12 protein-coding genes are annotated in these 15,565 nt (G+C 72.7%); 2 read left to right on the forward strand and 10 right to left on the reverse strand.

What is annotated here, in order from left to right:
* Positions 1 to 44: 44 nt before the first annotated feature.
* Positions 45 to 440: a VOC family protein gene (locus ACSNN9_RS05585; RefSeq protein ID WP_436671541.1), complete on the reverse strand. Its 396-nt coding sequence runs from the start codon at positions 438 to 440 to the stop codon at positions 45 to 47.
* Positions 441 to 599: 159 nt separating this feature from the next.
* Here ACSNN9_RS05585 and ACSNN9_RS05590 point away from each other — a divergent pair, with 159 nt between their 5' ends.
* Complete coding sequence (locus ACSNN9_RS05590; RefSeq protein ID WP_436671543.1) at positions 600 to 3,455, forward strand: aconitate hydratase; 2,856 nt, start codon at positions 600 to 602, stop codon at positions 3,453 to 3,455.
* A 55-nt stretch (positions 3,456 to 3,510) separates the two neighbouring features.
* Here the strand turns inward: ACSNN9_RS05590 and ACSNN9_RS05595 are convergent, their stop codons facing one another.
* The 9 genes from ACSNN9_RS05595 to ACSNN9_RS05635 all read right to left on the reverse strand — a co-directional run bounded on the left by ACSNN9_RS05595 (position 3,511) and on the right by ACSNN9_RS05635 (position 15,223).
* Positions 3,511 to 5,652: a pectate lyase family protein gene (locus ACSNN9_RS05595; RefSeq protein ID WP_436671544.1), complete on the reverse strand. Its 2,142-nt coding sequence runs from the start codon at positions 5,650 to 5,652 to the stop codon at positions 3,511 to 3,513.
* Between the two features lie 391 nt (positions 5,653 to 6,043).
* Complete coding sequence (locus ACSNN9_RS05600) at positions 6,044 to 6,655, reverse strand: GTP-binding protein (RefSeq protein WP_436671545.1); 612 nt, start codon at positions 6,653 to 6,655, stop codon at positions 6,044 to 6,046.
* Positions 6,636 to 7,022: a DUF742 domain-containing protein gene (locus ACSNN9_RS05605; protein WP_121400719.1), complete on the reverse strand. Its 387-nt coding sequence runs from the start codon at positions 7,020 to 7,022 to the stop codon at positions 6,636 to 6,638. Before ACSNN9_RS05605 ends, ACSNN9_RS05600 begins: the two co-directional genes overlap by 20 nt.
* Positions 7,023 to 7,027: 5 nt before the next feature.
* On the reverse strand, positions 7,028 to 7,450 hold the full coding sequence (locus tag ACSNN9_RS05610) for a roadblock/LC7 domain-containing protein (RefSeq protein WP_357880558.1): 423 nt from the start codon (positions 7,448 to 7,450) through the stop codon (positions 7,028 to 7,030).
* Between the two features lie 92 nt (positions 7,451 to 7,542).
* A complete protein-coding gene (locus ACSNN9_RS05615) occupies positions 7,543 to 10,107 on the reverse strand; it encodes a nitrate- and nitrite sensing domain-containing protein (protein ID WP_436671546.1) in 2,565 nt (854 codons plus the stop codon).
* 124 nt (positions 10,108 to 10,231) lie between these two features.
* Entirely contained in the window at positions 10,232 to 11,872 is a 1,641-nt protein-coding gene (locus tag ACSNN9_RS05620; protein ID WP_436671547.1) for a prenyltransferase, read from the reverse strand.
* On the reverse strand, positions 11,869 to 12,765 hold the full coding sequence (locus ACSNN9_RS05625; protein WP_436671548.1) for a terpene synthase family protein: 897 nt from the start codon (positions 12,763 to 12,765) through the stop codon (positions 11,869 to 11,871). Before ACSNN9_RS05625 ends, ACSNN9_RS05620 begins: the two co-directional genes overlap by 4 nt.
* A complete protein-coding gene (locus ACSNN9_RS05630; RefSeq protein WP_436671613.1) occupies positions 12,762 to 14,099 on the reverse strand; it encodes a cytochrome P450 in 1,338 nt (445 codons plus the stop codon). Before ACSNN9_RS05630 ends, ACSNN9_RS05625 begins: the two co-directional genes overlap by 4 nt.
* Before the next feature lie 203 nt (positions 14,100 to 14,302).
* Positions 14,303 to 15,223 (reverse strand): GNAT family N-acetyltransferase, encoded by a 921-nt coding sequence (locus ACSNN9_RS05635; protein WP_436671549.1) that lies wholly within the window; start codon positions 15,221 to 15,223, stop codon positions 14,303 to 14,305.
* A gap of 91 nt (positions 15,224 to 15,314) precedes the next feature.
* On the opposite strand from ACSNN9_RS05635, the gene ACSNN9_RS05640 reads away from it, so the two are divergent.
* A complete protein-coding gene (locus tag ACSNN9_RS05640) occupies positions 15,315 to 15,563 on the forward strand; it encodes a DUF2630 family protein (RefSeq protein WP_121400713.1) in 249 nt (82 codons plus the stop codon).
* Positions 15,564 to 15,565 lie beyond the last annotated feature (2 nt).

Genomic DNA, 15,565 nt, shown 5'->3' on the forward strand with positions numbered 1-15,565 from the left:
AACACCGTCACCATCGCCGACTCCGCCGACCCCACCCAGGCCTCCTACCGGATGAGCGTCGACAACCTCGCCGACTGACTCCCGCCGCGGGACGGGGCGAGGAACTCCAGCCGGTTGCCGTGCGCGTCCTGGGAGTGGAAGCGGCGCATCCCCGGCAGCTCGTCGTTGCCCCAGGTGACCGGGTACCCGGCGGCGGCCAACCGGGCGGCGAGCGCGTCCAGGTCCGGCCGGAGCAGGCCCGGATGTGCCTTGCGGGCGGGGCTGAAGTCGTCCTCCACGCCCAGGTGCAGCTCCGCGCCGTGACCGGTGAACCAGCAGCCGCCCCGGGCCACGAGCGCCGGCGGCTTGGGCTTCTCGGTCATCCCGAGCACGCCGACGTAGAAGGCCCGCGACGCCGCCTCGGAGCCGCGTGGGCAGGCGAGCTGGACGTGATGGATCATGATGGCACCTCCTCGTCCCGAACGATGGCACGAGGTTGCGAAGTTAGCAAGACGAACGTACGGTTTTGTTGACGACGAGATCGGCGGTAAGTGTCCCCTAACCACGGCGGCACCCCGACCGGTGCGACAGACTGCTCAGGACTACTCACGGTCGCTGGTGTGAAGGAGTACGACGTGGCGAGCCTCGACACCTTCGGTGCGAAGACCCAGCTACGCGTCGGAGACGCGAGCTACGAGATTTTCAAGATCAGCAAGGTGGAGGGCCACGAACGGCTCCCCTACAGCCTGAAGATCCTCCTGGAGAACCTGCTCCGGACCGAGGACGGCGCGAACATCACCGCCGACCACATCCGGCAGCTCGGGGCCTGGGAATCCGACGCCGACCCGAGCGTCGAGATCCAGTTCACCCCGGCGCGGGTGCTCATGCAGGACTTCACCGGCGTGCCCTGCGTGGTCGACCTGGCCACCATGCGCGAGGCCGTCCGGGACCTGGGCGGCGACGCCAGCAAGGTGAACCCGCTCGCCCCGGCCGAGCTGGTCATCGACCACTCCGTCATCGCCGACCTGTTCGGCCGCGAGGACGCCTTCGAGCGCAACGTCGAGCTGGAGTACGAACGCAACAAGGAGCGCTACCAGTTCCTGCGCTGGGGCCAGACCGCGTTCAACGAGTTCAAGGTCGTCCCGCCGGGCACGGGCATCGTGCACCAGGTCAACATCGAGTACCTGGCCCGCACGATCATGGAGCGCAACGGCCAGGCGTACCCGGACACGGTGGTCGGCACCGACTCGCACACCACGATGGTCAACGGCCTGGGCGTGCTCGGCTGGGGCGTCGGCGGCATCGAGGCGGAGGCCGCGATGCTCGGCCAGCCGGTCAGCATGCTGATCCCGCGCGTGGTGGGCTTCAAGCTCTCCGGCGAGATGCCGGCCGGCACCACCGCCACCGACCTGGTGCTCACCATCACCGAGATGCTGCGCAAGCACGGCGTGGTCGGCAAGTTCGTCGAGTTCTACGGCCCGGGCGTGGGCGCCGTGCCGCTGGCCAACCGGGCCACCATCGGCAACATGTCCCCGGAATACGGCTCCACCGTGGCGATCTTCCCGATCGACGCCGAGACCGTCCGCTACCTGGAGCTGACCGGCCGCGACGCCGCGCAGGTCGCGCTCGTCGAGGCGTACGCCAAGGAGCAGGGCCTCTGGCACGACCCGGACGCCGAGCCGGAGTACTCGGAGCGCCTGGAGCTGGACCTGGGCACGATCGAGCCGTCCCTGGCCGGCCCGAAGCGCCCGCAGGACCGGGTCCCGCTGGGCAACGCCAAGACGCTGTTCCGTTCGGCGCTGACCGACTACGTGGCCGCCGACGAGACCGGCGGCGACCGTGGCCGCAAGTCGGGCGTGCCGCAGCTGGAGAAGCCGTTCGGCGTGCAGGGCCACGCCGACGAGGCGAGCGCCGAGTCCTTCCCGGCCAGCGACTCCCCGGCCAACGGGGTCAGCGACCCGGCCGACGCGCCGCGCGACCTGGAGACGGCGGCGGTCGGCTCCGGCGGGCGGGCCAGCAACCCGATCCGGGTCACCAGCGCCGACGGCGTCGAGTACGAGCTGGACCACGGCGCCGTGGTGATCGCGGCGATCACCTCCTGCACCAACACCTCCAACCCGCAGGTGATGATCGGCGCGGCCCTGCTGGCCCGCAACGCGGTCGACAAGGGCCTGACCCGCAAGCCGTGGGTGAAGACCACCCTGGCCCCGGGTTCCAAGGTCGTCATGGACTACTACGAGCGGGCCGGCCTCACGCCCTACCTGGAGAAGCTCGGCTTCCACCTGGTCGGCTACGGCTGCACCACCTGCATCGGCAACTCCGGCCCGCTGCCGGAGGAGGTCTCCGCCGCGGTGAACGAGGCGGACCTCGCGGTCGTCTCCGTGCTCTCCGGCAACCGGAACTTCGAGGGCCGGATCAACCCGGACGTCAAGATGAACTACCTGGCCTCCCCGCCGCTGGTGGTCGCGTACGCGCTGGCCGGCACGATGGACATCGACCTGGCCAACGAGCCGATCGGCGAGGACAGCGAGGGCAACCCGGTGTTCCTGCGGGACATCTGGCCCAACAGCGCCGAGATCCAGGACGTCATCGCCTCGGCGATCGGCGCCACCGGCTTCAGCGCCGCGTACGAGGACGTCTTCGCCGGTGACGAGCGCTGGCAGTCGCTGCCCACCCCGACCGGCGACACGTTCGCCTGGGCGGGCGAGTCCACCTACGTCCGCAAGCCCCCGTACTTCGAGGGCATGGAGCGGGAGCCGAAGGCGGTCGTCGACATCACCGGCGCCCGGGTGCTGGCCAAGCTGGGTGACTCGGTGACCACCGACCACATCTCGCCGGCCGGCTCCATCAAGGCCGACTCCCCCGCCGGGAAGTACCTCGCCGAGCACGACGTGCCGCGGCACGAGTTCAACTCGTACGGCTCCCGCCGGGGCAACCACGAGGTGATGATCCGGGGCACCTTCGCCAACATCCGGCTGCGGAACCAGCTGGTCCCCGGCGTCGAGGGCGGCTTCACGGTCAACCACCTGACCGGCGAGCAGAGCTCGATCTACGACGCCTCGGTGGCCTACCAGGAGGCGGGCATCCCGCTGGTCGTGCTGGCCGGCAAGGAGTACGGCTCCGGCTCGTCCCGGGACTGGGCGGCCAAGGGCACCATGCTGCTCGGCGTCCGGGCGGTCATCGCCGAGTCGTACGAGCGGATCCACCGCTCGAACCTGATCGGCATGGGCGTGCTCCCGCTCCAGTTCCCGGCCGGCGAGACCGCCGAGTCGCTCGGCCTCACCGGCACGGAGACGTTCTCCATCGCCGGGGTCACCGCGCTGAACGACGGCGAGACCCCGCGCACGGTCAGGGTCAGCACCGACACCGGCGTCGAGTTCGACGCGGTGGTCCGGATCGACACCCCGGGCGAGGCGGACTACTACCGGCACGGCGGCATCCTGCAGTACGTCCTGCGTCGCATGATCGCCAGCTGACGGCACGGACGGAGGGCCCCCTGCCATCGCGGCAGGGGGCCCTTCGCGCGTCCGGTCAGATGCGGCCGGTGCCGGCGCCCGCGACGACCAGGGCGGGCACGTCCGCCGCCGCGTCGAGGGTGTACGGGTAGTACGTGCGCGGCTCGACCACGGTGCCGTTCGTCTCCGGCGTGCCGGAGTCGACGTACACGTTGTGGCGCTGCACCGCCCGGCCGGGGCCGCTGTCGGCGTAGCCGCTCGCCGACCACATCGGGTGCGGCACGTCGCGGAAGTAGTTCCCCTCCACCAGCACGCCCGCGTTCTCCGTCGACGCCACGCCGTAGAGGGCGTTGCCGAGGAAGTAGTTGTTGTAGACGTGCACCGGCTCGCCGAAGCGGACCCGGGGGTGCCGCTGGCGGCTGTGGTCGAAGAAGTTGTGGTGGATGCTGACCTTCAGGCGGCCGACGTCGGTGGAGGCCGAGCCGTCGGAGTGACCGATCAGCATGGACTTGTCCGCGTGGTCGAAGTGGTTCCACGACACCGTCACGTAGTCGGCGCCCCGGACGATGTCGACCGACCCGTCCACCGCGCCGGAGAAGCGGTTGTGGTCGATCCAGATGTGGTGCGAGTTCTGGCCGACGTTGATCGCGTCGTCCTCCGCGTTCGTGAAGTTGATGTTGCGGACGATCACGTTGTACGACCGGTAGAAGTCCAGCCCGCCGCCGGTGATCTCGGCGTTGCCGACCCCGACGATGGTCTTGTTCGGGCGTACCCCCTGCTTGCTGGTGATCGCGATCCGCCCGGTGACCTGGATGACCAGCGGGCCCACCGTGTCGATGTGCTCCAGGAAGTCCGCCGCGTTGGTGGCGGTCACGGTCGGCCCGCCGGCGCCGCCGGTGGTGCCGTTCTGCCCGAGGGCCGCGACGGCGGCGAAGCCGTCCGGGCCCGCGGCGGCCGGTGCCGGGGCGGCCAGGGCCCGCGCCGGGGCGGTGGCGACGGCCGCGACCTTGCCGGGCCCGGCACCCGCCGGGACGATGGTCGGCACGCTCGCGGCCGGGTCGAGGGTGTACGGGTAGTACCCGCGCGGGTCCGGCACCGTGCCGCGGGTCTCGATCGGGTGGTTGCAGGCGACCAGGATGTTGCCCCGCTCGACGATGCGGCCGAGGTCGCCGCTGAAGTCGACCCGGCCCGGGTTGTTGACGCTGTAGAAGTAGTTGTTCTCCATCAGCACGGCGGCGTCGTACGTGGAGGCCACCCCGTAGCTGTTGTCGTGGTAGTGGTTGTTGTAGACGTGCGCGAGCGCGGAGAAGCGCACCCGCGGGTTGCGCTGGTCGGAGCGGTCGAAGAAGTTGTGGTGGTAGGTGACCCGCAGCCGGCCCATGTCCTGCGGGCCGGCGTCCTCGTCGTGGCCGAGCAGCAGCGTCTTGTCGTGGTCGTGGAAGTGGTTCCAGGAGACCGTGACGAAGTCCGAGCCGCGCTTGATGTCGACCGCGCCGTCGTCGCCGTTGGAGAACTCGTTGTGGTCGATCCAGATGTGGTGCGAGAACATCTGCACGTTGATCAGGTCGTCCGTCGCGCCGGTGAGGTGCAGGTTCCGGATGATGATGTTGTGCACCGCGTTCGCCGGGGGCGAGGTCACGTCGTCGTCGACCGGCACGCCGATGTTGAGCCCGCCGCCGGAGAGCGTCGCGTCGTCGCCGAGCCCGACGATCGTCTTGTCGGAGGCGACGTTCCACATCCCGTCGTTGGCGCCGGTGGGCAGCGTGATGGTGCCGGCGACCTGGATGACGTACGGCCCCGGGCGGGCGATGTGGTCGAGGAACTGCGCGGTGGTGGTGACCGTGACGACCGGCCCGCCGGCACCGCCGGTGGTCCCGTTCTGGCCGAGGGCGTCGACGCTGGCGAAGCCGTCCGCCGCCGCGAGCGAAGCGGTGCCGGCCGCCGCCTGCGGGGCGGTGCCGGGAGCCGCCTGCCGGGCGCTGCCGGGAGCCGCCTGCCGGGCGCTGCCGGGAGCCGCCTGCGAGGCAGTGCCGGGCGTCGTCTGCGCGGCGGTGCCGGACGCCGCCTGCGGGGCGGGTGGGGCCGGCGCGGCGGGCGGGAGCGCCGCGCCGGCCGGCGACGCCGGTGCCAGTAGCGCGGCGGCCAGTCCGGCGGCGGCGAGCAGCCGTCGGCGCCGACGGGGCCGTGGCGGCCCGTCGGGGTTGCGGGTCGCGAGCATGGGGTTCCGCCTTTCTCGTACGGCGGATCGCCGGAGCCGGCGCACGACGAGCCGGCGCCGTTCTCCGGTGCCGGGGCGCGGTCGCGCGACCGTTTCGGGGCACGCTCGCGCGACCGGACGCGAGGGGACGGGTCCCGCGTCGGGGTTGCGGACCGGCTCCGGCGATCAGCCAGGTGATGGACGGCGGAAAGCGCTTTCCAAGGCCCATGCTAGGCAGCCCAATTGATCGAAGTCAATCAATCACGCCCGGTGACCCCGCCCCGCTCCTGCGGGACGACGGCGACAGGCGCGGGGTTCACGCCGCGAGACCTTGGTACGGAAAGGCCCGAGGAGGGGCTGTTCCGTACCAAGGTCTCGCGGCGGGCGGCGCGGTGCGGTGGTGGTGTCGCGGTTACTCGGTCACGGCGGCGCGGCGGCGGGCCTCGCGGGTCTTCATGGCGTGCTCCATCAGGGTGATGAGCACCTCCTTGCTGGACTCCCGCTGCCGGGCGTCGCAGAGCAGCACCGGCACCCCCGGGTCGAGGTTGAGCGCCGCCTGCACCTCGTCGAGACGGTACTGCCGGGCCCCCTCGAAGCAGTTGACCGCCACGACGAACGGGGTGCCCCGGCCCTCGAAGTAGTCGATCGAGGGGAAGCAGTCGGCCAGCCGCCGGGTGTCGGCCAGCACCACCGCGCCGAGCGCGCCGAGCGCCAGTTCGTCCCAGACGAACCAGAACCGGTCCTGGCCCGGGGTGCCGAAGAGGTAGAGCACCAGGTCGTCGCTGATGGTGATGCGGCCGAAGTCCATCGCCACCGTGGTGGTCGTCTTGCTCTCCACCCCGGAGAGGTCGTCGATGCCGACGCCGGACTCGGTCAACACCTCCTCCGTACGCAACGGGCGCGTCTCGCTGACCGCACCGACCATGGTGGTCTTGCCGACGCCGAAGCCACCCGCGACGAGGATCTTGATCGCGGTGGGCAGTGGCGTCGCTCCCGCCGGCCGCTCAGAGTGCCCGTAGTCCATTGATTACCGCCTCGAAAACGCTGTTGTCGGGAAGGCCGGCCGTGGTGTGCGGCTCGCGTACCTGCACCAGGCTGCGGGCCGCCAGGTCACCGAGCAGGACCCGGATGGTGCCCACCGGCAGGTCCAGGTGGGCGGCGATCTCGGCGACGGACTGGATCCGCTGACAGAGCCCGACGATCGCCAGGTGCTCCGGGCCCAGCCCGACCTCCGGGGTCACGTCCGCGCGGGTCGCCGTCACCAGGGAGATCAGGTCGAACGTGCCGGTGACCGGCCGGGCCCGGCCACGCGTCATCGCGTACGGGCGCACGACCGGCCCGGCATGGTCGTCGACCCACTGGTGCTCCGAGGACTCCCCCTGCACCGTCATCGCGGCTACTTCTCGCCGGTCTGCTGCTCGCCGGTCCGGGACGGCGACGCCACGTACTTGCCGACGCGGGTGACCAGCATCGCCATCTCGTACGCGATCAGCCCGACGTCGGCGTCCTCACTGGCCAGAACGGCGAGGCAGGCGTTGCGCCCGGCCGCTGTGACGAACAGGAACGACGACTGCATCTCGATGATCGTCTGCTGCACCTGCCCGCCGCCGAAGCGCTTGCCCGCGCCCCGGGCCAGGCTCTGGATGCCGGCCGCCATGGCCGCCAGGTGCTCGGCGTCGTCCCGGCTGAGCCCTCGCGAGGCGGCCATCAACAGGCCGTCCGTCGAGAGCGCGACCGCGTGGTCGGCCTGCTTCACCCGGCCGACCAGATCATCCAGCAACCACGTCAGGTCGGCACTCGAAGCCGTCTTCTGCGCCACTCGTCGTCCTCTTCTCCCCCGGCAGTTGTTCGCCGTGCTCGTCTCGGCTGAGCGCCACGACGCGGGGATCCCCCGCGCCGTGGCGGCACCGGTCAGGTCGCTTGCAGGTCGTCGCCGGCGTCGGTTTCCTCGCCGGCCTCGGTTCGGCTGTCGCCCGCTCCGCCGAGCAGTCGGGCGGCGTCCGTACGGCCGCGCCGGGTGCCGGTCTGGTAGGAGCTCATCATCCGGCGTACCTGCTCCGGCGGGCGCACCGTGTCGTCGTCCTCGTCGCCGCCTCCGGTCGCCGGGTCGTCGCGCAGCTCCGGCACGATGCTGGCCTGCCGGACCCGGACCGGCAGGCCCGAGTCGGTGCGCGCCGTCACCTGGCGGGCCGTCGGCGTCGGGCCGGCGGCGGTCGCGGGCGCGGTGTCCGCCTCGGGCGCCTCGGCGGGCGCTTCCGTCGACACGGGCCGGGCGGTGGCCATCGGCAGGCCGGTCGGGAAGGTAGGGCCGTCCAGGGCGTACTGCTCGGATCCGCCGCGCTGCCGGACGGGCAGCGGCGCGTCGCGGGCCGGGGCGGTCGTCGGCAGGCTCCGGCCGCGCGAACGGGTGGGCAGGGCGCCCCCGTCGGCGTCGGGAGCCGAGGGCGCGTGGGACGCGAGCGGCGGCTCGGCCAGCGCCACCGGCGCCGTGGCGAGCGGCGGCTCGGCGGCGGGCGGCGCCTGACCGGGGACGCCGGCCACCGGGCCGGCGGCGGGCAGGCCGGCCGGGAACCCGCCGGAGGTGCTCGGGTCCTCGTCGTCGGCGGTGACCAGGTCGGCCGGGATCAGCACGACAGCCGTGGTGCCGCCGTACGCGGACTCCTTGAGCTGCACCCGCACGCCGTGCCGCTCGGTCAGCCGGCTGACGACGTAGAGGCCCAGGCGGGAGGCGTTGGCCAGGTTGAGTTCGGACTGGTCGACGATCCGGTGGTTCGCGGCGGCCAGGTCCTCCTCGCTCATGCCCAGGCCACGGTCCTCGACCTCGATGGCGAAGCCGTTGGCCACCATCTGTCCGCGCACCTCGACCGAGGTGTGCGGCGGGGAGAACGACAGCCCGTTCTCGATCAGCTCGGCGAGCAGGTGGATGACGTCGCCGACCGCGCGGCCGGTGAGCGAGACCGCGCCGAGGGGCAGCACGTTGACCCGGGTGTAGTCCTCGACCTCGGCGACCGCGCCGCGGACGACGTCGACCATCGGCACGTTGCGCCGCCAGGCGCGGCCCGGGGTGGAGCCGGAGAGCAGGATGAGGTTCTCGGCGTTGCGCCGCATCCGGGTGGCCAGGTGGTCGACCCGGAACAGGTCCTCCAACTCCTCGGCGTCGTGCTCGCGACGCTCCATCGCGTCGAGGAGGGTGAGCTGGCGGTGCACCAGCGCCTGGGTGCGCCGGGCCAGGCTGAGGAAGACGTCGCGCACGTTGCGGCGCAGCTCGGCCTGCTCGACGGCGGTGCGGATGGCGGTCTCCTGCACGGCGTTGAACGCCTTGCCCACCTGGCCGATCTCGTCGTCACCGAACTCCAGCGGAGGCGCCTCCTTGGCGACGTCGACCTCCTCGCCGTGGCCGAGCCGCTCGACCACGCCGGGCAGCCGCTCGTTGGCGAGCCGGAAGGCGGCCTCGCGCAGCCGCTCCAACTGCCGCAGCAGCGCACGGGTCGTCGTGACGGAGACGACGATCGAGGCGATGACCGCCAGCAGGCCCAGACCGGTGGCCAGTACGAGGCGCACCATGACCATCGCGGCCACGGTGGACGCCCGGCCCACGATGTCGTCGCCGCCCGCCACCACCGTGCTGTTGACGACGGCCAACGCCTGGTCGACCGTGTCACGCCAGTCGGCCCGGCTCACCGGCAGCTGCGGCGTCGGCTGGCCGCCGCGGATGATGCCGTCCTGCACCGAGCGCAGGCGCTTGAACGGCTCGCTCTCGACGAGTTGCTGATAGCGCCGCTGGTCGGCGGCGGAGAGCTTCGATCTGGTCTCCTCGCCGAGGAAACGCTCGGCGCCGACGAGCGCGGTGTACCGGGCGTACTCCGGCCCACTCATGCGGCCACTGCCGAACAGGCCGCTGAGCAGCGCGTCCTGTTGTGAGATCAGCTCCTTCATCCGGTTGAGCTGGATGAGGGCCGCGGCGTCCGCCGCCAGCTCCTTGTCGTCGAGACTGCCGGTGACGTCGTAGATCTGGAAAATGGAGCCAATGGCACGGGTGTAGGCGTCCGCCGCGGAAATCCGGTCGATACCGCGATCGAGTACCGCGCTGCGTACCGCCCCCAGCGCCTCCAACTGCGCCACCGATTCGTCGAGCTGCCGGCTCAACGCGTCACCGCCGGCGAGGTCGACCTGCCAGTGCCGCACCGACGTGGTGAAGGAGGTCGTCAGCTCCGCCGTCGTGCGCTGTTCGGCCTCGAGCGCCGCCCGCTGCTCCGGCCCCGGGTCACTGAGGTACGCCTGGGTCAGGCGGCGTTCCAGCTGGAGTTCCTGGAGCAGCGGCTCGCTGGGAACGTAGATCTTGGCGTTGAGCATCTGGACGCCGAGCAGATTGAAGCCGTCCCGCAGGGTCACCCAGGCCGCGAACGTCCAGAGCGCTACGAGGGAGAGCAGGAGAGCGACAACCTTCGTGCGGATACTCGTACCGCGAGAACGCATTGAACCGTCCCAGGCCGGCGTTGACTCAGGTCATCAACGGCAGATCGTAAAAGTGCGGATGTCCCGCCGGAGGGCCGTGCGGGACAAAGGCAGTGGGTACGCTAGCAGTGTCCACATGGCACCCTCAAGTTGCTGATTTCTGCCGTCCCGTCACGACATGTGCAGCACCGCGGAAATGTGCGAGTCGGCGGTGTGCGAGGTGGGAGGCGGCGAGCACCGCCGAGCGGACGATCGTGGTGGGGCAATAGAGCTCCTTGCCGTACCACAGTGGCGGCTGCCCGCCCCGGCCGACGCCCGCTCGCAGGTGGGCGCTTCCCCGCAGGGCGGCCACAGCCACCGCCGGTTCGTCCGACGGGACGGCCAGCAGGATCTGCAGGGCGTAGGCGGTCTCCTCCGCGGTGCCCGCCCACCGGCCCCACGACCCGTCGTCGCGTTGGTTGGCCAGCACCCAGCGCACCGCCCGACCGATTGTGCCCACGCTGTCGTCGTCCGGGCCGGATTCAGCCAACGCGAGCACGCAGCAGGCGGTGGCGTAGTACGGCGAGGCGTGCCACCGGTCGCGCCAGCTGCCGTCGGTCTCCTGCCGCTCCCGGAGCACCCGGGCCAGCCGGCCGACGGCGGTGTGGTGCCGGGAGCCGGCGCCCGGATCACGCGCGGCGTGCTGCGCCAGGGCGTCGAGCACGTGCGCGTTCGTGGTGACCGAGAAGCCGTCCTCCCCCGGCCAGGTGCAGAACCCCTCCGCCGTCTCGTACCCCCACAGACTCGCCGGGTCGAGCGGGCGGCCCAGGCGCCCGAGCGCGTACAGGGTCACGGCGGTGGTGTCCGCGTCGGGAAGCAGGCCCGCTCCGGTGGCGGCGCCGGCGGGGCCGACCGCGTCGGCCAGGCCCGCGAGGACCGCCTGCGGTGGTCGTACCTCGATGCCGGCCCGGGACAGCCAACTCAGGACCCAGGCACGTTCGAAGACGGTGATTGGCGTGGGGCAGGGCACCGGCCCGCCGCCCTCGCTGACCAGCCGGTCCAGGAAGGCGCGGGCCGCTCGCGCGTCGGTGTGCGGACCGGCGGTGGCCAGCCACGCGGCGGTGGCCGCCGGGGAGGCCCCGACAGTGGTCGGCTCGGCGGCGCGCGGCCGGGGCCACCGCTGGGCCGGCCCGTGGAGCAGCTCGCCGAAGTGCGCCAGCTTCGGGTGCAGTTCGGTGCCCGCGGCGTGTGCCGCCCGGACCGCGGTCAACCGTCGGCGGTCCGTCCCGGCGGGCAGGCTCAGCGGGTGCGTGACCGGCAGCGCGGCGTCCGGCCCGGACGTCCGCGCGTTGATCGATTCCACCAGGGCCGGCACGATGAGGTCGGCGGCGGGCGTGTCCGGCACGGCGGAGCCCGCCGCGAGCAGGGTGGAGAGGGCCCGCAGTCCGCGCCCGGCCGCGGCGGCCGAGGCCTGGCGGGCGGCCGTCGGCAGGTCCTCGTCGGCCAGCGCCGCCAGCAGGGCGTCCGTGGCGCTCAACGTCGGCACCAGCGCGTAGCCCTCCGGGGGTCCCCACGCGCCGTCGGCGCGCTGGTGCCGGACGAGGAACGCGACCCGGTCGGCGTGCCCGGCGAGCAGGGGCGCGACGGCGACCAGCCGGCCGGTCTCGTAGACGGAGGGGGCGACCTCGCCCCACGGTCTCCGCGCCATCGCGTCGACGAGTTCCCCCGCCAGGCTCCCGCAGTCGTCCGGGCCACGGCCGGCGCGCGGCGCGGCTGCCGTGCCCGCCCGGGATCCGCCGTGGCTCATGGCGTCCCCCAGAAGTCCGAGACCTGGTAGAAGCCGGCGGTGAAGGAGAGCTGCCGGCGCATGTAGTCGGCCTGCCGGGGCTCGCGCTCGGCCAGCAGGTCGAGCAGCCCGTGGCAGCGCCGCGTGAGCTGGGCCAACCGGTCGCGCACGAGGACCGGGTCGGGAACCAGCATGAGCGCGTTGAGGTCGCCCCACTGGACGTCCCGCCCGTGGGTGGCCAGATCGTTGACCAGGCGCAGCACCCGCTGCACCTCGCGGCCCACCGTCAGCAGCTCGTCCAGGTGCCGCAGGCAGTTGCCGTCGCCGGTGGCGGTCCAGTGCGTGACGTTGACGAAGGAACAGGCCAGGTTGTCGGCGTTGTCGAGGTACCGGTCGAGGGTGGGAAGGGATCCGCCCGGGGCGTTCTTCCAGTCCCACTCCCGGGCCACCGCGGCAAACATCCGCTCCAGCTCGTCGCGCCACACCGGCCGGAGCCGGTCGAACGCCGGCACGGTCGCCAGGTCGTCGCGGAGGTCGGCCAGCAGCCGGGCCAGGTGTCGCCCCGCCGGTGGATCGGCGCCGTCGGCGACCGCGAGGCACTCCGCCACCAGCGTGCGCACGTCGTCGGCGGACGTCGCGAGGTAGTCGACCTGCCAGTCGGCGGCGAAGACCCAGAGCAGCGTACGGGTGGTGATCCGCAGCTCGTCGGCGCTGTGCCAGGGAGCGGTGAAGGCGATGGCGGTGGCGACGGAACTGAGCATCGCGGAGTCGAACGTGTCGGCGGAGAAGAGTCCGGGGTGCGCGGCGGTGACCTCCTGCAGGTCGCGTACGCCCCGCGTGGCCAGGGCGCAGATCCTGCCCTGTTCGGCCACGTCGGCCTGGCCGGCCCTCGACCGCGCGTCCGTCGCGTTCACGGGGCGACCGGCCGCTGCACCGGCGACAGGGTCACCCGCAGCCGTTGCCGGGGCGAGAGCGAGGCGCCCATCCGTGGGGTCAGGTCGGCCGGCGCGGTCGGCCGGAACCGGAAGCGACTCAGCACCGTGCTCACGATGAGCTGCGCCTCCAGGAGGAACAGGTACTGCCCGAGGCACTGGTGCGGGCCCCCGCCGAAGGGGTAGTAGGAGTAGCGGTACCGGCGACGGGGCCGCTCCGGCGCGAAGCGCTCGGGGTCGAACCGCTCCGGGTCGTCCCAGAACATCGGCATCCGCTGGGTCACGTACGGGCTGACCAGCACCGTCGCGCCCGCCTTGATCCGTACCCCGCCGAGCACGTCGTCGGCGACCGCCGTGCGGGGCACCATCCAACCGGCGGGATACAGCCGCAGCATCTCGTCCAGCACCATGCGCCCGTACCGCAGTTCGGCGAGGTGCTCCCGCCGGACCCGGCCGCCGCCCACCACCCGGTCCACTTCGGCGTAGAGCCGCGCGGCGACCTCGGGTTGGGTCTCCAGCACCGGCCAGAGCCAGGACAGCAGCGCGATGGTGGTCTCGGTGGCGGTGGAGAACATGGCCACGACATCGCCGCGGATCTGGTACTCGTCCGGCACGCTGCCGTCGGCACGGGGCCGGCAGAGGGTGGAGATGATGTCGTCGTCGTCGCTCGGCCGGGCCCGCGCCTCTCGGATGATCGGCAGCACCACCTCGTCGATGGTCCGCACGGCCGCCCGGAACGCGCGGTCGCCGGGCATGGGCACCGAGTAGGGCACGAAGGGCACCAGCAGGCGGGCGATCATCGAGGTGGTGACGGTGTCGAGCGCGGCGCTGATCCGCTCGGCCTCCGGCACGGAGATCCGGTCGGCGAAGAGCACCCGCATGGTGGTACGCAGGACGATCCGGGTCAGCTCGGCCGCCGTGTCGATCGGCCGCCCCTGCCGGGCCGGCTCGTCCCACTCGTCGACCGCCTCGCTGATCACCTCGGCCATCCGGTCCACCATGGTCTCGACCCGCTTCGCCGTGAACAGGGGTAGCAGGGCGCCACGGCTGGACTCCCACACCTCCCCCTCGGCGACCAGGATGGCCTCCCCGACGACCCGGCGGACCGGGCGCCACAGCAGGCCCCGGCCGTCCCGGATGTAGTTGTCCGCGCGGTCGCGCAGCACGTACTGCAGGTGTTCGGGGTGACTGACCAGGTACGGGCGGAACGACCCGAGGTTGAGCCGGACGACCTCCCCACCGGATCCCTCCGCGAAGCCGACCAGCGCGCCGAGCGGATCCCGGAGCAGGGCGGGCAGCGCCTGTCGCAGCGGGATCGTGCGCGGGTTCGCGGGGAGGGGGACGCCGTGGCCGTCGGGCAAGCTGGACATGCGTACCAGGTCTCCTCGTCGTCTCGGCAGTCGCCCACGAGCGGGTCCCACGTGGAACTTCCACCGCCTGAGTGCGGAAGCATCTCACCAACGTGGACAACAGTTCCAGTGTTTGTGCTGCGAAATGTCCCACTGTCAACAGTGGACGGTCAGCGACGAGGCAACTCCCGCAGGTAGCGCCACTCGGCGGCCACCGGCCGGTACCCGAACCACGCGTTGACCGTCCGCATGGCGTCGTTGCCGGCGTCGTTGATCGTGGACGCCCACCGGAAGCCCGCCGACCCGGCGGCCCGCAGCGACGCGTGCTTCACCAGCCGGGCGAGGCCCCGGCCCCGCCACCCGCTCCGGGTGCCCGTCATTCCCGACAGGTAGCGGTCCCGGCCGTCGGTCAGCGCGAGGCTGAACGCCACCACCACACCGTCGGCCGTCGCCACGGTGCTGAGCGCCCGGTCCAGGTCCGGCCGGTGCCAGTACGCGGTCCGCCAGTCGGAGAAGCTGATCTCGTCCACCCCGACGTCGCCCGGCTCGTCCGCGGCGGCGGCCAGGTCCGCCTCGTACAGCGGACGCGGGTCGGCCAGCTCCGCCGCCGTGCCCAGCCGCACCCCGGCCGGCGGGGCGGGCGCGGCCGGCAGGACCGCCCTCGCCAGATCCAGGCCCAGGATCACGCTGCGCCGACCGGACCGGTACCCGCGCCGCTCGGCGAAGGCGAGGGCCGCCGGCTCGTCGTCGACCCGCGCGTACGCCCGGCGCACCCCGAGCCCGGCGAGCCGCTCCTCGGCGGCGGCGAGCAGCGCCGACCCGACGCCCCGCCCCCGCCGGTCGGGGCGCACGACCAGGTTGACGAAGCCGAGCCCCGGCTCCGCGCTCTCGTGCAGCAGCCCCGTCCGGGCGACGCCGGCGATCCCGTCGCCCGCCTCGGCGACGAGCATCCCGAAGCGCTCGGCCGGCTTGCCGGTCGCCTGCCAGGCGAGCAGTTCCGGCGTGACCACCAGGTGGGGCCGGGCGGCGCGGAGCAGGTCGGCGACCGGCGCCAGGTCGCAGGGGCCGGCGGCCCGGAGGCTGGGGACCATGGCTGGGCAACCTACCGCAGCGGCGGGCGCGGCGGGGGCACACGCCGGTGGAACCCGGGCGCGCCCGCGCGGCCTGTGCCAGGCTCAGGGCATGGACGACAAGACCATCCTGAACCGGATCTCCGAGCTGGTCGACGAGGAGCACCGGCTGCGCGCCGACGCGCAGGCCGGCGAGTCGGGCACGGACGACGACGCCCGCACCCGGCTGCGCGAGTTGGAGGAGTCCCTCGACCAGTGCTGGGACCTGCTGCGTCGGCGGCGGGCCGCCCGGCAGACCCACGGCGACCCGGACGCCCAGGGGACGCGCCCCAAGCCGGCGGTCGAGCGCTACCTCCAGTGACC

The sequence above is a fragment of the Micromonospora sp. URMC 107 genome (genome assembly GCF_051386315.1).
GTDB lineage: Bacteria > Actinomycetota > Actinomycetes > Mycobacteriales > Micromonosporaceae > Micromonospora.